We start from the raw sequence: 19,592 nt of genomic DNA on the forward strand, positions 1-19,592 counted from the left end.
GGCCGCCTCAGCTGCGCCGCAGCACCAGCACGGTGATGTCGTCGGCCTGCGGCGCGCCGGCGACGAAACCCTCCACCGCGCGCAGCACCGCCTCGACCACCGCGACCGGGGCGGCGCTGGCCTGCGGCGCCAGCGCCGCCTCCAGCCGCTCGCGCCCGAAGAAATTTTCTCCGGAATCCTCGGCCTCGGTCACGCCGTCGCTGAACAGCAGCAGCCCTTCGCCCGGCGCCAGGGCGAGCGGGTCGGAGCCATAGGGGTAGCCCTCCATCGCGCCCATCGGCGGCTGCCGGGTCAGGCCTGTGAGCGGCGCGATGCCACCGGCGGAGAGGCGGTAGGGCGCCTCATGCCCGGCGACGCAGATGCGGCCCTCGCCGGTGGCGGCATCGATGACGGCCAGCGCGATGGTGACGAAGGTCTGGCTCTCATTGTCGCGGGCCAGATCGTCATTGGCATGGGCGATGATGGCCGCCGGGTCCGGCCGTTCGCCGCCCGCCGAAAGAAGCGTGGCGGCAGCGCGGATCAGGCCGAGGCTGCGCGCCATGGTCAGCCCAGCCGGCGCGCCCTTGCCGGCGACATCGGCCACGGTGATCAGCAGCAATCCGGGCGCGATGCGGAAGGCGTCGTAGAGATCGCCGCCCACCTGCCGCGCCGGCACCATGGCGGCGCAGAGATCGAGCCCGGCCGGGGCGATGGCCGCGAAATCCCGCGGCACCAGGGAGAGCTGCGCGGCGCGCGCGCTTTCCAGCTCCGCCTCCAGCAGCGCCAGGCGCTGGTCGGCCAGGTCGCGCAGCCGCTTCTTCTCCAGCACCGCGCCGAGGCGGGCGCGCAGCAGCGGCAGGTCGAAGGATTTCGGCAGGTAATCCTCGGCGCCCAGCTCGATGCAGCGGACGATCTTGGCCATCTCGGTCAGCGCCGAGATGACGATCACCGGCGGCGCCGCGCCGCGCGCCGCGTGCAGCTGCTCCAGCACCGCGATGCCGTCGAGCCTGGGCATCTCCAGATCCAGCAGCACCACGTCGAAGCGCTGCCGCTCGATCGCGGCCAGCCCCTGCTCGCCATCCTCGGCCATGGTGATGTTGGTGTAGCCGAGCTCGCCCAGGCGGCGCTTCAGCATCAGCCGGTTGAAGCTGCTGTCATCGACCACCAGCAGCGCGACATCGGTGCTGGCGGCGGCGGCCTCGGCGGCGGGGGCAGTGTCGCTCACGCGCCGCGCCCCGCCATGCTCTCGACCGCGCTCTGCGTCTCGGAAGCCAGCTTCGCCAGGTCGATCATGGTCACGGTGATCTCCTCCGCCGCCGTCGCGTTGGACTGGCCGATGCGGGTCAGGGTGCCCACCCGGGCATGGATGTCGGTGACGGTCGCCTGCTGCTGTTCCATGGCGACGGCGATGGCGCCGGACAGGCGCGCGCCCTCGGCCACCAGCCGCTCCAGCGCGTCCATGTCCTCGCCGACCGCGGCGGCGGTGCCGCTGCCCTCGCGCGTGCGGCGGCCGGCCACCAGCACGACATCGGCGATCTCCTGCGCCAGCTGCTCGCTGCTGGCGGCCAGCGCGCGCACCTCCTCGGCCACCACGGCGAGGCCACGGCCATGCTCGCCGGCGCGCGCCGCCTCGATCGCCGCGTTGATCGCCAGGATGTTGGTCTGCGTCGCGATCTTCGAGATGGTGCCGGCGATGCGCGTCACCCGCTCGGTGTCGTCGCTCACCGCGTCGACCAGCCCGATCAGGCTGCGCACCTTGGTCAGGTTGGCGTCGAGCAGCGCCTTGGCGTCCTGCGCCCGGTCGCTGGAGAGCGCGGTGGAGCGCACCACGTCGCGGATCGCCTCGGCGGTCTGCGACAGCGCGTCGGCCACCTGGCGCAGCTCGGCCAGCTGGGTCATGGCGCCGTCGCTGACCTGGCCGATGGCGTCCGAGGCCTGGGTGGTGGCGATGGCGGTACGCCGCGCATTCTCCGCCGCCTGGTCGGTCAGGGTGTGGGTGGCCACCAGGCTCTGCTTGAACACCACCACGGCGCGCGCCATGCCGCCCAGCTGGTCGGAGCGCCCGGTCTCCGGCACCTCGGCCGCCAGGTCGCCGCGCGCCAGCGCCTCCATGGCGCGGGCGATGCGCGACAGCGGCCGCGCGATCAGCGAGACCAGCACCAGCAGGATCAGCCCCGAGCCGGCGAGGCCCAGCAGCGTCGCCACCAGCACGACACGTCGCGCCTGGGCGGCGAGCTCCCGCGCCTCGGCCAGCGACTGGTCGCCGCGCTTCTGCACATAGTCCCGCGCCGCATTGGCGATGCGGGTATAGGTGGTCATGTAGTCCAGCCATTCCTCGTGCAGCGGGCCGAAGCGGTCGCGCTGCCGGCCGGCGAAGGCGGCGCGCACCTGCTCCACCAGCTCCGGCATGCGGCCGGCCATGTCGCGGCCGCCGCCCATCAGGATCGGGTCCAGGCTCTGGCCCAGCAGCGTGTCGACGCGGGCGAAGCTGCGCAGGATCTGCTCGCCGCCGCGCACCATGCGCGGCGCCGCCGGCACCGGCTGCAGCACGCCGGCGATGACGCTGGCGAAGCCGGCCGAGAAATCGGCCACATGCTGGGTCAGCTCGTCCACCGCCGCATCGGCCTCGCGGTCGCGCACGCCGATCTGCTCGATGAAGTCGGATTGCCGCTGGTCGGTGACCAGCGCCGTGCCGCTGAGCAGCAGCACCACCGCCAGCATCAGCGCCGCCACCAGCGCGGCGCGGGTGCCGATTCGGCCGAACCAGGCGGGCAGCCGGGCCCGCCGCGCGCCGCCCTGCGGCGGGCCGCCGCGCAGGCTGGCCGCCTGCGGCGGGTCGGGAAGGGGGGCGGGCGGGGTCGCGGACATGGGGCTCCGGAGGCTACGCGCGCCACGCTACCGCCGGACATCCCCCGCCGCCAACCCCGCCTGGCCGCTCGGACCCCGGGGCGGCGGCCGGGCGAGGCCTGCCAGGGGCTGCGGAAGGTCCGTTCCGGACCCGTGCCGGTCGCCGGTTTGACGCGCGGGCCCCGGGCTGGCGATGCTGGCCGCGCAACGAGCCGGAAACCGGCCGGGAGCGAGGAGACCGCCATGGATGCCTATCCCTTCACCGCCGCCGATCTGGAAGCGCTGCGGGCCTATGACACGCCGACCATCTGCAACGCGCTGGAGCTGGTGGCGCCGGAGCGGCGCGGCCATGGCTACACGCTGCGCCCGCTGGTGGCGGCCGAGCCGGGGCTGAAGCCGATCTGCGGCCTGGCCCGCACCGGCACCATCCGCGCCGCCGCCCCCTCCGGCCGCCCGGCCGCCGAGGACCATGCGGTGCGCGTCGGCTGGTACGAATACGTCGCGGCCAGCGCCATGCCGAGCATCGTGGTGCTGCAGGATCTGGACGACACGCCGGGCTATGGCGCCTTCTGGGGCGAGGTGCATTCGGCCGTGCACCAGGCGCTGGGCGCGCAGGGCTGCGTCACCAACGGCTCCTTCCGCGACATCGACGCGCTGGCGCCGGGCTTCCAGATCCTGGGCGGGGTGGTGAACCCGAGCCACGCCTATGTTCACATGGTCGCCTATGGCCAGGAGGTGTCGGTTCATGGCATGGCCTGCCGGCATGACGCCGTGGTGCATGCCGACCGGCATGGCGCGGTGGTCATCCCGCATGCGGCGGTTCGCCAGCTGCTGCCCGCCATCGAGCTTGGCGCGCGGCGCGAGAAGGTGATCCTCGATCTGTGCCGGTCCGACCGTTTTTCCGTGGCGGCGCTGAAGGAGGCGCTGTCGCGTTCGCAGGAGATCCATTGAGCATGCGCCCAGCCACCCCTTGCCGCCTTGCCCACCGCCGCCCGGCGCGCCCCGCCCTGATGGGGGCCGCCCTGTTCGGGGTGGCGCTGCTGGCCCTCTCCGCCGCGCCCGTGGGTGCGGCGCGGGCGCAGGAGGATGGCTGGGCGCGCTTCCTGCCGCAGATCGCCCCCGGCATCGCCGCCTGCCTGGAAGGGGTCGAGGGCGGTGTCGCCACCGCGGCGCTGCCGCTCGGCGGCAACCGGGCGCTGGTGCGGCTGACCCGCGGCGATGGCGAGCGGCTGGAATGCACCGCCTCGCTGGGCGCGGCCGGCGAGCGCGCGCGGCGCGAGCGCAGCGTGCCGGTGGGGGCGGCGCCGCCGCTGCCGGGCGAGGATGCGCAGCGGTTGAGCCTGGGCGCCCGCTGCCCCGGCGCGCGGCCGGTGCCGGAGGCGCCGGGGCTGTTCGTCAACCTGCCGGGCTGCCGCTGAGCCGATGCCGGCGCGCCACGCCCTGGGCCCCGTCCGCCCGGAATGGGTCGACCATTACGGCCATATGAACCTCGCCTATTACGTCGTGGCCTTCGACCTGGCGACGGATGCGCTGTGGCCGGGCCTCGGCCTCGGCGAGGCGTTCCGGGCGCAGGGCCTCGGCACCTTCGCCGCCGAGAGCTGGGTGGGCTACCGGCGCGAGGTGCGAGAGGGCATGCCGCTCGCCGCCAGCAGCGAGGTGCTGGCGCATGACGAGAAGCGGCTGCTGCTGCGCCACCGCCTGTTCCAGGCCGAGGAGGGGTGGGAGAGCGCGGAGACCGAGCTGCTCTTCCTCTGCGTCGATCTGCAGCGGCGCAAGGTGGCGCCCTGGCCGGAGGCGGTGCGCGCCGCCTTCGCCGCGGCGCCCGGCGGGGCGCCGGCGCGGCGTCTCACCCTGCGCCGCACGGATTGAGGAAAAATTGACGCTCCGGCGTCACCGCTTCACCTTTCGGCAAGAGTCGGCCGTCTAAAGCAGGCGGGTCCCCCGGAACCGACGATGCACCGCCGTCTCCTGACCTATCCGCTCCGCCGCCCTGGGCCGCCCGATCCGGCGCCGGACCTGCCGCGCGGGGCGGGGCAGCGCCAGGCCGATCGGCCGCCCGCCCGGCCGCCGGCCGCGGCACCGGTGGCGGCGCCGGAAGGGCCGCCGCCCGCCGCCGCGCCGCCCTGGGAGGGGGACGGGCCGCTCGACCGGCTGAAGACCGCGCTCTGGGTCTATGACATCGACCGCTGCCGCATCCCCTGGGCCAATCCGGCGGCGCTGCGGCTGTGGCGGGCGGACAGCATGGCGGAGCTCGCGGCGCGCGATCTCGGCCGCGACATGTCGCCGGCCGTCGCCCGCCGGCTGCGCCAGTACCAGGAGGATTTCATCCGCCTGGACACCAGCTTCACCGAGCTCTGGACCGTCTATCCGCGCGGCGAGCCGCGCAGCCTGCAGGTCGCCTATCGCGGGCTGCGCCTGGCCGATGGCCGCATGGCCATGCTGTGCGAGACGGTCGATGATTTCGCCGCCGGCGCCGAGACGCTGCGCAGCATCGAGGCGCTGGTCCACACCTCGGTGATGATCGCGCTCTACGCGGCGGATGGGCAGATCCTCTACCGCAACCCGGCGGCGCGCGCCGCCCTGCCGGGCTGCGGCACCAGCTTCGGCAACCGCTTCGTCGATGCCGGGCAGCACGCCGATTTCTGCGCCCTGGTCGAGCGCGAGGGCGAGGGGCGGGCGGTGGTGCGCATGCGCACCGCGCGCGGCACGCGCTGGCACGAGGTGACGCTGCGCCGCTGCCACGACCCGGCCACCGGCCAGCCCGCCTGGCTGGTCAGCGAGGTCGATGTCTCCGAGCTGAAGGAGGCCGAGCGCAAGGCGGATTTCCTGGCCAGCCATGATGTGCTGACCGGCCTGCCCAACCGCGCCTCGCTGCACCCGGCCTTCGCCCGGCTGCGCGAGGGCGGCGGCGTCGCGCTGATGTTCATCGACCTCGACGGCTTCAAGCATGTCAACGACGCCTTCGGCCATCCGGTGGGCGACCGGCTGCTGGTCGAGGTGGCGCGCCGCCTGCGCGCCCTGCTGCGCGCCGAGGATGAGGTGCTGCGCCTGGGCGGCGACGAATTCCTGCTGCTGCTGCGCCGCCAGGACCAGCCGGGCGAGGTGGAAAGCGTCGCCGAGCGGCTGCGCGAGGCGCTCTCCCTGCCGATCGAGATCGCCGGCCAGCGCCTGCAGGTGACGCCCAGCATCGGCATCAGCCTCTGCCCCGAGCATGGCACCGATGTGGACGAGCTGGCCAAGCGCGCCGATCTCGCGCTCTACGTCGCCAAGGCCGCCGGGCGCGATGGCTGGTGCTACTTCGCGCCCGAGATGGACCACCGCGCGCGCGAGCGCCACACGCTGGAGGCCGAGCTGCGTCAGGCGCTGCAGCAGGGCGAGTTCGAGCTCTACTACCAGCCGCGCCTCTGCGTGCGCAGCGGAAGGCTGCGCGGGGCGGAGGCGCTGCTGCGCTGGAACCATCCGCGGCTCGGCCGCATCACGCCGGACCGCTTCATCGGCCTGTGCGAGGAGACCGGGCTGATCATCCCGCTCGGCCGCTGGGTGCTGGGGGCGGCGGCGCGGCAGCAGCGCGCCTGGGCCGCGCGCGGCCTGTACCTGTCCGTCTCGGTCAACATCTCGCCGCGGCAGTTCCGCGACCCGGATTTCCTGCCCGGCATCACCCGGCTGGTGCGCGACACCGGCTGCGACCCGCGCCAGCTGGAGCTGGAGATCACCGAGAGCACGCTGATGGGCGACGACCTGGCGACGCTGGAGCTGCTGATGGCGCTGCGCGGCCAGGGCTTCCGCCTGTCGATCGACGATTTCGGCACCGGCTATTCCAACCTCGCCTATCTGCAGCGCTATCCCGTCGACAGCCTGAAGATCGACCGCTCCTTCCTGGCCGGGCTGGAGACCGAGCGGCCGATCGCCGCCCTGGTCATCGCCATGGGAAGGCTGTTGAAGGTCAATCTGGTGGCCGAAGGGGTGGAGACCCAGGCGCAGCTCGACTGGCTGCGCGCCCAGGGCTGCGAGGAGTATCAGGGTTTCCTGTGCAGCCCGCCCTTGCCGGTGCCGGCCATGACGGCGCTGCTGCAGGCGGAGGCCGAGGCCACCGCCCGCCCCTCCGGCTATCCGCTGGACCGCCCGGCGCTGCGCCGCCAGGCCGGCTGAGCGGCCGGCGGGGCGGGTCTCGCCGCCCCGCCCCCTTCGTCCGCGCGGCTTACGCCGCGGCGTCTCCGCGCGGCTTAGGCCGGGCCCTTCCGCGCGGCTTACGCCGCGACGCTGGCGCGCAGCGTGCGCAGCGCGCCCTCGATCAGCGGCATGCCGATGCGGCCCGGATCGGTCATCAGCGATTCGGGGTGGAACTGCACCGCCGCCAGCGGCAGCGCGCGATGCTCCACCGCCATGATGACCCCATCCTCGGTCTCCGCCGTCGACAGCAGCTCCGCCGGCAGGGCGACGCGGCGGGCATGCAGCGAATGGTAGCGGCCCACCGTGAATTCCTCCGGCAGATGGCCGAGCAGCCGCCCGCCGGTGCGGCGGATCAGCGAGGGCTTGCCGTGCATCGGCTGCGCCAGCACGTCCAGCGCCCCGCCGAAATGCTCGACCAGCCCCTGCAGCCCAAGGCAGACGCCGAAGGCCGGCAGGCCGCGCTTCAGCAGCAACTCGATCGTCTCCGACATGGCGAAGTCGGACGGCTTGCCCGGGCCGGGGGAGAGCAGCACCAGATCGGCCGGCGCACCCTCGGCCAGGGCGGCGCGGGCCAGCTCGGGGCGCAGCGTGCGCACCTCCGCCCCGGTCGCCCGGACATAATTGGCGAGCGTGTGGACAAAGCTGTCCTCATGGTCGACCAGCAGCACGCGGGTGCCGCTGGCCGGCCGCGCCTCGGCCGCGGGCGCCGCCGCCTGGGGGGCGCCGGCGCCGCGGATGGCGGCGAACATGGCGCTGGCCTTCAGATGGCACTCCGCCTCCTCCGAGGCCGGGTCGCTGTCATGCAGCAGGGTGGCGCCGGCGCGCACCTCGGCCACGCCCTCCTTCAGCCGGATGGTGCGCAGCGTCAGCCCGGTGTTCATGTTGCCGTCGAAGGTGATGCGCCCGATGGCGCCGCCATACCAGCGGCGGGCCGAACGCTCCTCCGCCTCGACATGGCGGATCGCCCAGGTCTTGGGCGCGCCGGTCACCGTCACCGCCCAGGCATGCGAGAGGAACCCGTCCAGCGCGTCGCGCTCCGGCAGCAGCGTGCCCTCCACATGGTCCACCGTGTGGATCAGGCGGGAATACATTTCGATCTGCCGCCGGCCGATCACCTTGACCGAGCCGGGCACGCAGACGCGCGACTTGTCGTTGCGGTCCACATCCGTGCACATGGTCAGCTCGCTCTCCTCCTTGGCGGAGTTGAGCAGGGTGCGGATATTGGCCGCATCCTCCAGCGCGTCGCGGCCGCGCTTGATGGTGCCGCTGATCGGGCAGGTCTCGATGCGGCTGCCCTCGACCCGGACGAACATCTCCGGGCTGGCCGCCACCAGGAACTCGCCCTCGCCCAGATTCATCAGCGCGCCATAGGGGGAGGGGTTCACCCGCCGCAGCCGGTCGAACAGCGCGCTCGGCGCGTCGGGGCACAGCGTGGCGAAGGTCTGGCCCAGCACCACCTCGAACAGGTCGCCGCGGGCGAAGGCGTCGCGGGCGCGCTCCACCATGGCGGCGTATTCGCCGGGGCCGTAATCGCTCGCCGGCGGCGCGATGCCGGTGCCGGGGCGGTAGCCATCCGCCGGCGTCTCGCGCGGCAGCCCCTCGGTGCCCTGTCCGCCCACGGTGAAGTCGTAGCGGTGCAGCGTGGCGGCGCCGCGCAGATGGTCCACCACCAGGATCTCATCCGGCAGGAACAGCACCAGGTCGCGCTGGTCCGCCCCGCGCGGCAGGCGCAGCGTCATCGGCTCGAACTGGAACACCAGATCGTAGCCGAAGGCGCCATACAGGCCGAGATGCGCATCCTCCGGGCTGGCGAACAGGTCGCGCAGCACCCGCAGCACCGAGAAGACGGAAGGCAGCCGCGACCGCTCCTCCTCCGGCAGCCGCTCGGTCGGCGTCCGCACGGTCAAGGCAATGCGCTCCGGCCCCGCCTCGAAGCTGGCCAGCTCCGGCATCGGCCGCAGCGCCTCGGCCATCGCCGGCAGCAGCAGCGCGCCGCGGGCGTTCAGCGCCTGGATCGCCATCTCCCGCCCGCGCGCGGTGATCATCACCGGCGGATCGGCAAAGCCCATATCCCAGCGGGTGTAGCGGCCCGGGAACTCGAAGGAGGAGGAGAGCAGCACCCCGCGCTGCTGGTCCAGCCGCCGGGCCAGCACATCGCGCGCGCCGGGATAATCGGTGTCGGCGCTGGATCGGTGGATGGTCAGGCCACCCTGGGTCTGGAAACTCAGCATTCTCGCGCTCCGGGCTTTGCGGTCGCCTCAGAGATCCGGGGGGAGGGAGAGTGCAGAATAAAGGCCGCCCGGATATCCGAGGCGGCCTGAGGATCAGTGAACTACGCTGGCCGCCTTTTTACAGGGGCCACCACCAGCTTTGGAACGGGTTGAGCGTGTTCATGAGGGGAGGCTAATCGGCCTTTCAGACAAAGGCAACAGAATAAGCTTGGGTCAGGTCGGGGGAATGAATTCCCCCGAGCCCCCATCTTTTTCTGTCAGGCTGCCGCCATCCCCCGACCAGGCGGGCCGCCCCACTGGGCCGGAGCGCACCCTGCCCGTGCAGCACCGCCCGTCCCGGCCCTGACCGGCAGCGGACAGAAAAACGCCACGCTGGGCCGGAGCGCACCCTGCCCGTGCAGCACCCGCCGTCCCGGCCATGACCGGCAGCCGGCAAAAAGACTTGCAAGGAGGGGGGGGGAGGGGTATGTCGCGGCTCCGGCTTTGTCCGGATTTTTGGTCGGCGCCTCCCGGAGAGGCCCGGCTCCGTCGCTCCCCGAAGGCTCGGGCAGCGGCGCGTTTTGTTATGGGCGGGGCTCAACCCGCAGGAAAGGAAGACGACCGCCGATGTTCGAGGCGCTGTCGGGCAAGTTGAACGGGGTTTTCGACCGGCTGCGCCGCCGCGGCGCGCTGACCGAGGACAACGTGAACGAGGCGCTGCGGGAAGTCCGCATCGCGCTGCTCGAGGCCGATGTCGCGCTGCCGGTGGTCAAGGACCTGGTCAACAAGGTGCGCGAGCGCGCCGTGGGCCAGGAGGTCATCCGCTCCGTCTCCCCCGCCCAGCAGGTCATTAAGATCGTCAATGACTGCCTGGTCGAGGCGCTGGGCGGTGGCGAGGGGGTCGAGCAGACCCCCGGGCTGAACCTGAACGCGGCGGCCCCGGTCGCCATCCTGATGATCGGCCTGCAGGGCTCGGGCAAGACCACCACCTCGGGCAAGATCGCGCTGCGGCTGCGCGGGCGGGACAAGAAGAAGGTCCTGCTGGCCAGCCTCGACGTGCACCGCCCGGCGGCCCAGCTGCAGCTGGAGACGCTGGCGAAGCAGGCGGGCGTCGCCTCCCTGCCGATCATCCCGGGCCAGACCCCGCTGCAGATCGCGGCGCGTGCCATGCAGGTGGCGCGCGGCGAGCTGTATGACGTGGTGATCCTCGACACCGCCGGCCGCCTCTCGATCGACGAGGCGCTGATGGCCGAGGTGGCCGAGGTCAAGGCCGCCACGAAGCCGCATGAGAGCCTGCTGGTCGTCGATGCGATGACCGGCCAGGACGCGGTGAACACCGCCCGCATCTTCAATGAGCGCGTCGGCCTGACCGGCATCGTCATGACCCGCGTCGATGGCGATGCCCGCGGTGGCGCGGCGCTGTCGATGCGCGCGGTGACCGGCGCGCCGATCAAGCTGCTGGGCGCCGGCGAGAAGCTGGACGCGCTCGAGGATTTCCACCCCGACCGCATCGCCGGCCGCATCCTCGGCATGGGCGACATCGTCTCCCTCGTCGAGCGCGCCGCCGAGACGATCGACAAGGCGGAGGCGGAGAAACTCGCCGCGAAGATGCAGAAGGGTCAGTTCGACCTGGAGGACTACGCGGCGCAGCTGAAGCAGATCGGCAAGATGGGCTCGCTCTCCGGCATTCTCGGCATGCTGCCGGGGGTGGGCAAGCTGAAGTCCCAGCTCGAGGACGCCAATCTCGACAACACCATCCTGAAGCGCCAGGCCGCCATCATCGGCAGCATGACGCCGAAGGAGCGCCGCAACCCCGAGATCCTGAAGGCGAGCCGTAAGAAGCGCATCGCCGCCGGCTCGGGCACCACGGTGCAGGATGTCAACCGGCTGCTGAAGCAGTTCGACGACATGTCCGCGATGATGAAGCGGATGAACAAGCTCGGCCAGAAGGGGCTGATGCGCGGCGGTTTGGGCGCGCTTCTCCCCGGAGCCGGGGGCAAGCGCCCCTTCTGAACAACCGAATCACCAAGCTAAGGAAGCCACTATGGGCCTGAAGATCCGCCTCGCGCGCGCCGGTGCCAAGAAGCGCCCCTACTACCACATCGTGGTGGCCGACAGCCGTTCGCCGCGCGACGGCCGCTTCATCGAGAAGGTCGGCAGCTACAACCCGATGCTGCCCGCCGACCATGCCGAGCGCATCCGCCTGTTCGACGAGCGCATCAAGCATTGGCTGCAGCACGGCGCCGTCGCCACCGACCGCGTCGCCAAGTTCCTCGGCAAGGCCGAGCTGGCGCCGATGCCGGTGTTCCGCGAGCAGCCGAAGCAGTCCGCGCCGAAGAAGAAGGCGCAGGAGCGCGCCGCCGCGGCCGCCGCCGCCGCGGGCTGATCCGGCACCGCTGAACGCCCATGCCCGCGCAGCGCATCCTGGTGGGGGAGATCGGACGGCCGCACGGTGTGCGCGGCATCGTCCGCATCAACGCCTTCACCACCGACCCGGCCGCCATCGCCGGCTATGGCCCGCTCTCGGATGAGAGCGGCGGTCGGCGCTTCGTGCTGCAATGGCTGGGCAATGGCCTGGCCCGCATCGACGGCATCGCCGACCGCGACGCCGCCGCCCGCCTGACCGGCACGCGCCTCTATGTCGAGCGCGACCGCCTGCCCGCGACGGAGGAGGAGGAGTTCTACCTCGCCGACCTGATCGGGCTCGCGGTGCGCGATGGCAGCGGGGCGACGCTGGGCAGCGTGCGCAGCGTGGAGGATTACGGCGCCGGTTCCTACCTCACCGTCATCGACGGCGAGGGGCGGGAGCTGCTGCTGCCCTTCACCCGCGCCGTGGTGCCCGTGGTGTCCATCGCCGAGGGCTATCTGGTGGCCGAGCCGCCGGAAGCCGTGGTGGTGCCGCCGCAGCCCGGCGAGGCCGAGATGGAGGCCACCCTGCCCGAGACGCCGCTGGCCGAGCCGGTGCGCGCCCTGCCGCGCCGGCAGGATGCGCCGAAGCGCACCGGCCCGCGCGGCGTGCGCGGAGGTGCCGCGTGACCTGGCATGCCACTGCCCTGACGCTGTTCCCGGAGATGTTTCCGGGCACGCTCGGCCTGTCCCTGGCCGGGCGCGCGCTGCGCGAGGGCAAGTGGCGCCTGGATGCGAAGCAGATCCGCGACTTCGCGGCCGACAAGCACCGGACGGTGGACGACACCCCCTGCGGGGGGGGCGCCGGCATGGTGATGCGGCCCGATGTGGTGGACGCCGCCTGCGCCGCCGCTTTGGCGGAGGGGCCCGAGCGTCCGCTGGTCTATCTCACCCCGCGCGGCCGCCTGCTGGACCAGGCGCTGGTGCGGGAGCTGTCGGCCGGGCCGGGGGTCATCCTCGTCTGCGGCCGCTATGAGGGGCTGGACCAGCGGGTGATCGAGGCGCGCGCCATGCGCGAGGTCTCGGTCGGCGATTTCGTGCTCTCGGGCGGGGAGCCGGCGGCGCTGCTGCTGCTCGACGCCTGCGTGCGGCTGCTGCCGGGGGTGATGGGCGGGGCGGACAGCGCGGAGGAGGAGAGCTTCTCCGACCCGCGCGGTGCGCTGCTGGAATACCCGCACTACACCCGCCCGGTGCAGTGGCAGGGCCGCGCGGTGCCGGAGGTTCTGCTCTCCGGCCACCATGCGGCGGTGGCGAAGTGGCGGCGAGAGATGGCGGAGGCGGCGACGCGCGAGCGGCGGCCCGACCTCTGGGCCCGGCAGGCCGGGCACCAGGCCAGAACACAGGCCAAGTCACAGGATTGAACGGGCGGCCCGCGCCGCCTAAACGGATTGTCGAGAGGACCACAACAATGAACCTGCTGCAGCAGTTCGACGCCGAGCAGCTTGCCCGTCTGGCCCAGGCCCGCGCCGTGCCGGAGTTTTCCGCCGGCGACACCGTCCGCGTGATGGTGAAGGTCGTCGAGGGCGAGCGCACCCGCACCCAGGCCTATGAGGGCGTGGTGATCGCGCGCTCCAACAAGGGCCTGCACAGCAACTTCACGGTGCGCAAGCTCTCCTACGGCGAGGGCGTGGAGCGCGTCTTCCCGCTCTACTCCCCGAACGTGGCCGAGATCGCCGTGCTGCGCCGCGGCAAGGTGCGTCGCGCCAAGCTGTACTACCTGCGTGGCCGCACCGGTAAGTCGGCGCGCATCGCCGAGCGCACGGTCACCAACAAGGAGTGAGGCAAGCGGCAGGGGGTCCGCCCCCTGCCACCGCCTCGGCCCCCGGGGGGTGACCCCCGGGATGCGCCCCTCTTCGGGGTGGACAGGTCAGAAGCGCGCCGGGCGCGCTTGACCGGAGGGCAGCCGCATCCAAACATGGAGGCGTTGCCAGAACCGGAGGATATCCGGGGGATGCCTCCCCCCGCGATCCGAGCCGGACGGGGTTCCGGGGGATGCCTCCCTCCGTGACGCCAACGCGACCTCCGGGTGGCGGTGGGCCCCCTTCCTGCCCCAGCGCCACACGGGTGATGTTCCATCTGCCACGAGGAATCGCCCCATGTCGGCCCCGATCGCGGACAGCAAGCCGCGCACGCTCTACGACAAGATCTTCGACGCCCATCTGGTCGAGACGCTTCCGGACGGGACCGCGCTTCTCTACATCGACCGGCACCTCGTGCATGAAGTGACCAGCCCGCAGGCCTTCGAGGGGCTGCGCATGGCGAAGCGCCCGGTGCGCCGGCCGGACGGCACCATGGCGGTGGTCGACCACAACATCGCCACCGACGCCTCGCGCTACACCGGCATCGACGACCCGGAGAGCCGCACCCAGGTCGACACGCTGGAGAAGAACGTCAAGGAGTTCGGCGTTCCCTACATCCCGCTGACCGATGCCCGTCAGGGCATCGTGCATGTCATCGGGCCGGAGCAGGGGCTCTCCCTGCCGGGCATGACCATCGTCTGCGGCGACAGCCACACCTCGACCCATGGCGCGCTGGGCGCGCTGGCCTTCGGCATCGGCACCTCCGAGGTCGAGCATGTGCTGGCGACCCAGACCCTGCTGCAGAAGCGCGCCAAGAATATGCGCGTGACGGTGGAAGGCCCACTGCCCCCCGGCTGCACCGCCAAGGACATCGTGCTGGCCATCATCGGCAAGATCGGCACCGCCGGCGGCAATGGCCATGTCATCGAATATGCCGGCAGCACCATCCGGGCGCTGGACATGGCCGGGCGCTTCTCGGTCTGCAACATGTCGATCGAGGCGGGGGCGCGGGCCGGCATGATCGCCCCGGACCAGACCACCTTCGACTATGTGAAGGGCCGCCCCTACGCCCCCCAGGGCGAGGCCTTCGACCGCGCGGTCGCCTGGTGGAGCACCCTGCCCACCGATGAAGGCGCGCATTTCGACAAGGAGGTGTTCCTGGACGCGGCCGAGATCGTGCCGATGGTCTCCTGGGGCACCAGCCCGGAGGATGTGCTGCCGATCACCGGCACCGTGCCCGACCCCGAAGCGGCCGCCGATGAGGCGCGCCGCGCCCAGCTGCGCCGCATGGTCGAGTATATGGGCCTGACCCCGGGCCAGAAGCTGACCGAGCTGCCGGTCGATGTCGTCTTCATCGGCTCCTGCACCAACAGCCGGATCGAGGACATGCGCGCCGCCGCCGCCATCGCCAAGGGCCGCCGCGTGGCGCCCGGCGTGCGCGCCATGGTGGTGCCGGGCTCCGGCCTGGTGAAGCAGCAGGCCGAGCGCGAGGGGCTGGACGCGGTCTTCAAGGAAGCCGGCTTCGAATGGCGCGAGGCCGGCTGCTCCATGTGCCTCGGCATGAACCCGGACAAGCTGACCCCGGGGCAGCGCTGCGCCTCGACCAGCAACCGCAATTTCGAGGGGCGCCAGGGCCCGGGGGGGCGGACGCATCTCTGCTCGCCGGCCATGGCGGCGGCGGCGGCCATCACCGGCCGGCTGACCGATGTGCGCGAGATCGCCTGAGGGAGACGGGACCATGGACGCCTTCACCACGCTCACCGGCATCGCCGCCCCGCTGCCCATGGCGAATGTCGACACCGACAAGATCATCCCGGCGCGCTTCCTCAAGACCATCGCGCGCACCGGTCTCGGCAAGTCGCTGTTTGCCAATCTCCGCTACCGGGAGGATGGCAGCGAGAACCCGGATTTCGTGCTGAACCAGGAGCCCTATCGCCGGGCCGAGGTGCTGATCGCGCATGAGAATTTCGGCTGCGGCTCCTCGCGCGAGCACGCGCCCTGGGCGCTGCTGGATTTCGGCATACGCTGCGTCATCGCCCCCGATTTCGCCGACATCTTCCACAACAACAGCTTCAAGAACGGCATCCTGCCGGTCCGCCTGCCGCGCGAGGTGTGCGACCAGCTGATGGAGGATGCGAAGCTCGGTGCCAATGCGCGGATCACCATCGACCTGGAGCGCCAGGTGGTGGTGCGCCCGAATGGCGAGGAGATCGCCTTCGAGATCGACCCGCTGCGCCGGCACCTGCTGCTGAACGGCCTGGACGATATCGGCCAGACCATGCAGCGTGCGCCCGCCATCGACGGATTCGAGGCGCAGCAGCGCGCGGCGCAGCCCTGGCTCTATCGCTGAGCATCCGGGGCTGACAGGACCAAGAGGGGAAAGACGAGAGACATGACGGCGAATAAGAGGCTGCTGGTTCTGCCCGGCGACGGCATCGGGCCCGAGGTGATGCGCGAGGTGCGGCGCGTCATCGAATGGATGGACCGGCGCCGGCATGTCTCCTTCGCGCTGGAGGAGGGCCAGGTGGGCGGCGCCGCGCTCGACGCCACCGGCTCCCCCTGCCCGGATGCGACGGTGGAGCGGGCCCTGGCGGCGGATGCCGTGCTGTTCGGCTCGGTGGGCGGCCCGAAATGGGACTCCCTGCCCTTCGACAAGCGCCCGGAGCTCGGCATCCTGCGGCTGCGCAAGGAGCTCGGGCTGTTCGCCAATCTCCGCCCGGCGCTCGTCCTGGAGCCGCTGGTCGATGCCTCCAGCCTGAAGCCGGATGTGGTGCGCGGCCTCGACCTGATGATCGTGCGCGAGAGCACCGGCGGCATCTATTTCGGTGAGCCGCGCGGCGTCGAGACCCTGCCCAATGGCAAGCGCCGCGGCACCGACACCGAGGTCTATACCGAGGACGAGATCGCCCGCGTGGCGCGCGTGGCGCTCGACCTGGCGCAGAAGCGCACCGGCAAGCTGACCAGCGTCGACAAGGCCAATGTCATGCAGTCCGGCCGCCTCTGGCGCGCCGTGGTGAACGAGGTCGCCAAGGCCGAGTTCCCGGATGTGCAGCTGTCGCACATGTATGCCGACAATTGCGCCATGCAGCTCTGCGCCCGGCCGAAGCAGTTCGACGTCATCCTGGCCAGCAACATTTTTGGCGATCTGCTGTCCGACCTGGCGGCGGCCGCCACCGGCTCGCTGGGCATGCTGCCCTCGGCGACGCTCGGCGCGCAGGATGCCTCGGGCCGGCGCCACGCGCTGTATGAGCCGATCCATGGCTCGGCGCCCGACATCGCCGGCAAGGGCATCGCCAATCCCTGCGCCCAGCTGCTCTCCTTCGCCATGCTGCTGCGCTGGTCCTTCGGCATGGAGGAGGATGCGAAGCTGGTCGAGACGGCGGTGGAGAAGGTGCTGGCCGGGGGCCTGCGCACCGCCGACATCATGGGCCCCGGCACCGCCCGCGTCGGCACCAGCGTGATGGGCGACGCCATCCTGCGCGAGCTGGACAAGCTGGCGGCCTGATCCGGCGCCGCCATTTGCCAGGGGCGGGCAGGGGGTCCCTCGGCCCCGCCCCCTGGCCCTGAAGAGCCCGCCCGGCCCCCGCCGCGGCGGGCTTTTTGCGTCCTGGCGGGCAAGGCGTGCCGGGCGGCGGGCGGGCCATGCCGGCAACCGGCCGGACACCGCCATCGGAACTTCGCCCCGCCCAGGGCCTCGCGCGGCCCGGCCGAAGGGAGCGCGCCATGGCCCCGGGCGCCGGGCGGCCCTGGCGCGGGCCTGGCCATTTCGCAGGCGGATTTTACGGAAAAAAGTCGCGCCCCCCTGTTGCGTCCCCCCGCGCCGGCGGTTATCACCCGGCCACTGGCGAGCGCCCGTAGCTCAGCTGGATAGAGCACCAGACTACGAATCTGGGGGTCAGAGGTTCGAATCCTTTCGGGCGCGCCAGTTATCTCACCGCAAGGCAGGAGCCGGGGTCTTCCCCCAGGCTCCTTTTTTGTTGCCCGGGCCGGGGTGCCGCGGGGCCGGGGCGGAAGAGGCGATTCTCCCGGGTTGCGGCCATGCCGCGGGGCAGAAATCTCGCGCCGGTGATGCCTCAGAGCCCGCGGTGGATAACCCCCGCATCCCCAGGATTTTCCCAGAGTCGCGGCCCGAAGCGCCTGTGAACGGAACGCCTGTAAAGCAAATTCTTGGGGTTCCCCCTGCATCCGACCCACCAGATATGGGTTGAAGCGCCGGGCAGGGCGGTGCAAATCTCCCCGCCGCAGCCCACACCGATATCAGGGATTCTTCGCCGTGCTCGATGCCGTTCACCTTGCCGATGACATCCAGCTCGCAGGGCATGGCCAGGTGCGCGTGGACCGCTCCCGCGACGCGCTCCTGACCGATTTCGGCAAGGCCACCCTCGACGACCGCTACCTGATGCCGGGCGAGTCCTACCAGGACCTCTTCGCCCGCGTGGCCTCGGCCTATTCGGATGACAGCGCCCACGCCCAGCGCATCTACGACTACATCAGCAAGCTGTGGTTCATGCCGGCGACCCCGGTGCTGTCGAATGGCGGCACCACCCGCGGCCTGCCGATCTCCTGCTTTCTGAACGAGGCCAATGACAGCCTGGATGGCATCGTCGGCCTGTGGAACGAGAATGTCTGGCTGGCCTCCAAGGGCGGCGGCATCGGCTCCTACTGGGGCAATCTCCGCTCGATCGGCGAGAAGGTCGGGCAGAATGGCAAGACCTCGGGCATCATCCCCTTCATCCGGGTGATGGACAGCCTGACGCTGGCCATCTCCCAGGGCTCGCTGCGCCGTGGCTCGGCCGCCGTCTACCTGCCCGTCTCGCATCCCGAGATCGAGGAATTCATCGACATGCGCCGCCCGACCGGCGGCGACCCGAACCGCAAGGCGCTGAACCTGCATCACGGCATCCTGGTGCCGGACGCCTTCATGCGCGCGGTGGAGGCCGATGAGGAATGGGCGCTGACCTCGCCCAAGGATGGCGCGGTCATCCGCAAGATCTCGGCCCGCTCGCTCTGGATCCGCATCCTGATGGCGCGCATCGAGCAGGGCGAGCCGTACATCATCTTCTCCGACCATGTGAACCGCGCGCGGCCGGAGCATCAGAAGCTGGCCGGGCTGGAGGTGAAGACCTCCAATCTCTGCTCCGAGATCACCCTGCCGACGGGGCGCGACCAGCATGGCCAGGAGCGCACCGCGGTGTGCTGCCTCTCCTCCCTGAACCTCGAGACCTGGTTCGAGTGGAAGGATGAGAAGCAGTTCATCCCCGATGTGATGCGCTTCCTCGACAACGTCCTGCAGGGCTTCATCGACGACGCGCCGGACAGCATGGCGCGCGCCAAGTACAGCGCCATGCGCGAGCGCTCGGTCGGCCTCGGCGTGATGGGTTTTCATTCGTTTCTGCAGGCGCAGAACGTGCCCTTCGAGAGCGTCATCGCCAAGGTCTGGAACAAGCGGATGTTCAAGCACATCCGCGAGCAGGCCGATGTGGCCAGCCGCCTGCTGGCCGAGGAGCGCGGGCCCTGCCCGGACGCCGCCGAATACGGCTTCATGGAGCGCTTCTCGAACAAGATGGCGATCGCGCCCACGGCGTCGATCTCGATCATCTGCGGCGGCGCCTCGCCGGGCATCGAGCCGATCGCGGCCAATGTCTACAACCACAAGACGCTGTCCGGCTCCTTCATCGTGCGCAACCCGTATCTGAAGAAGGTGCTGGCCAAGTATGGCCGCGACGATGACGAGACATGGACGACGATCACCGTCAACAAGGGCTCGGTCAGCCACCTGGACTTCCTGGACGAGCAGGAGAAGGCCGTCTTCAAGACCGCCTTCGAGCTGGACCAGCGCTGGGTGGTGGAGCATGCGGCCGACCGCACGCCCTATATCTGCCAGAGCCAGTCGGTGAACCTGTTCCTGCCGGCCGATGTCCACAAGCGCGACCTGCACCAGATCCACTACCAGGCGTGGAAGAAGGGCGTGAAGTCGCTCTATTACTGCCGCAGCCTGTCGATCCAGCGCGCCGACGCGATCAGCGAGAAGGTCGCGGTGCAGCCGGAGCTGGGCTTCGCCGCCGCCACCAGCGTCGACGCCGTGCTGCCGGTGCCGCCCGCCCCGCGGGTGCGCGCCGTGGCGGGCGAGGGCGACAACGGCACCAATTACGAGGAATGCCTGGCCTGCCAGTAGGCCGGC

16 protein-coding genes and 1 tRNA gene are annotated in these 19,592 nt (G+C 71.4%); 14 read left to right on the plus strand and 3 right to left on the minus strand.

The annotated features are described in order from the left end of the window. Positions 1 to 7: 7 nt before the first annotated feature. Positions 8 to 1,204 carry a PP2C family protein-serine/threonine phosphatase gene (locus tag QE401_RS04045; RefSeq protein ID WP_307136984.1) on the minus strand — a complete coding sequence of 399 codons (1,197 nt, stop codon included), beginning with the start codon at positions 1,202 to 1,204 and terminating at the stop codon, positions 8 to 10. After that, complete coding sequence (locus QE401_RS04050; RefSeq protein ID WP_307136985.1) at positions 1,201 to 2,847, minus strand: methyl-accepting chemotaxis protein; 1,647 nt, start codon at positions 2,845 to 2,847, stop codon at positions 1,201 to 1,203. Before QE401_RS04050 ends, QE401_RS04045 begins: the two co-directional genes overlap by 4 nt. A gap of 222 nt (positions 2,848 to 3,069) precedes the next feature. On the opposite strand from QE401_RS04050, the gene QE401_RS04055 reads away from it, so the two are divergent. From QE401_RS04055 to QE401_RS04070, 4 genes are all read left to right on the plus strand, one after another. After that, positions 3,070 to 3,777, plus strand: a complete 708-nt coding sequence (locus tag QE401_RS04055; protein ID WP_307136986.1) for an RraA family protein — start codon at positions 3,070 to 3,072, stop codon at positions 3,775 to 3,777. A gap of 2 nt (positions 3,778 to 3,779) precedes the next feature. After that, a complete protein-coding gene (locus tag QE401_RS04060) occupies positions 3,780 to 4,244 on the plus strand; it encodes a hypothetical protein (protein ID WP_307136987.1) in 465 nt (154 codons plus the stop codon). 4 nt (positions 4,245 to 4,248) lie between these two features. Next, positions 4,249 to 4,695, plus strand: a complete 447-nt coding sequence (locus tag QE401_RS04065) for a thioesterase family protein (protein ID WP_307136988.1) — start codon at positions 4,249 to 4,251, stop codon at positions 4,693 to 4,695. 84 nt (positions 4,696 to 4,779) lie between these two features. Then, a complete protein-coding gene (locus QE401_RS04070) occupies positions 4,780 to 6,975 on the plus strand; it encodes a putative bifunctional diguanylate cyclase/phosphodiesterase (protein ID WP_307136989.1) in 2,196 nt (731 codons plus the stop codon). 98 nt (positions 6,976 to 7,073) lie between these two features. Here QE401_RS04070 and QE401_RS04075 read toward each other — a convergent pair whose 3' ends face one another. Then, positions 7,074 to 9,227, minus strand: coding sequence for an anthranilate synthase component I (locus QE401_RS04075; RefSeq protein ID WP_307136990.1), 2,154 nt, complete (start codon positions 9,225 to 9,227; stop codon positions 7,074 to 7,076). A gap of 606 nt (positions 9,228 to 9,833) precedes the next feature. Between QE401_RS04075 and ffh the strand changes: the two genes are divergently transcribed. From ffh to QE401_RS04125, 10 genes are all read left to right on the plus strand, one after another. Continuing rightward, a complete protein-coding gene (gene ffh, locus QE401_RS04080; RefSeq protein ID WP_307136991.1) occupies positions 9,834 to 11,219 on the plus strand; it encodes a signal recognition particle protein in 1,386 nt (461 codons plus the stop codon). A gap of 31 nt (positions 11,220 to 11,250) precedes the next feature. Beyond that, positions 11,251 to 11,592 carry a 30S ribosomal protein S16 gene (rpsP, locus tag QE401_RS04085; protein ID WP_307136992.1) on the plus strand — a complete coding sequence of 114 codons (342 nt, stop codon included), beginning with the start codon at positions 11,251 to 11,253 and terminating at the stop codon, positions 11,590 to 11,592. 20 nt (positions 11,593 to 11,612) lie between these two features. After that, positions 11,613 to 12,242, plus strand: coding sequence for a ribosome maturation factor RimM (gene rimM, locus QE401_RS04090; protein ID WP_307136993.1), 630 nt, complete (start codon positions 11,613 to 11,615; stop codon positions 12,240 to 12,242). After that, positions 12,239 to 12,973, plus strand: coding sequence for a tRNA (guanosine(37)-N1)-methyltransferase TrmD (gene trmD / locus QE401_RS04095; protein ID WP_307136994.1), 735 nt, complete (start codon positions 12,239 to 12,241; stop codon positions 12,971 to 12,973). The genes rimM and trmD overlap by 4 nt, the downstream gene beginning before the upstream one ends. A 47-nt stretch (positions 12,974 to 13,020) precedes the next feature. Continuing rightward, the gene (gene rplS, locus QE401_RS04100) at positions 13,021 to 13,392 is read left to right on the plus strand and encodes a 50S ribosomal protein L19 (RefSeq protein ID WP_307136995.1); all 372 of its coding nucleotides are present in this window, start codon (positions 13,021 to 13,023) and stop codon (positions 13,390 to 13,392) included. Positions 13,393 to 13,708: 316 nt separating this feature from the next. Next, positions 13,709 to 15,136 (plus strand): 3-isopropylmalate dehydratase large subunit, encoded by a 1,428-nt coding sequence (gene leuC / locus QE401_RS04105; RefSeq protein ID WP_307136996.1) that lies wholly within the window; start codon positions 13,709 to 13,711, stop codon positions 15,134 to 15,136. A 13-nt stretch (positions 15,137 to 15,149) separates the two neighbouring features. Continuing rightward, a complete protein-coding gene (gene leuD, locus QE401_RS04110; protein WP_307136997.1) occupies positions 15,150 to 15,761 on the plus strand; it encodes a 3-isopropylmalate dehydratase small subunit in 612 nt (203 codons plus the stop codon). A gap of 42 nt (positions 15,762 to 15,803) precedes the next feature. After that, the gene (gene leuB / locus QE401_RS04115) at positions 15,804 to 16,916 is read left to right on the plus strand and encodes a 3-isopropylmalate dehydrogenase (protein ID WP_307136998.1); all 1,113 of its coding nucleotides are present in this window, start codon (positions 15,804 to 15,806) and stop codon (positions 16,914 to 16,916) included. 343 nt (positions 16,917 to 17,259) lie between these two features. Then, a tRNA-Arg gene (locus QE401_RS04120) sits at positions 17,260 to 17,336 on the plus strand. A gap of 348 nt (positions 17,337 to 17,684) precedes the next feature. Continuing rightward, complete coding sequence (locus QE401_RS04125; RefSeq protein ID WP_307136999.1) at positions 17,685 to 19,586, plus strand: ribonucleoside-diphosphate reductase subunit alpha; 1,902 nt, start codon at positions 17,685 to 17,687, stop codon at positions 19,584 to 19,586. Positions 19,587 to 19,592: the final 6 nt, after the last annotated feature.

The organism is Pseudoroseomonas cervicalis (genome assembly GCF_030818485.1).
Taxonomy (GTDB): Bacteria; Pseudomonadota; Alphaproteobacteria; order Acetobacterales; family Acetobacteraceae; genus Pseudoroseomonas; species Pseudoroseomonas cervicalis_A.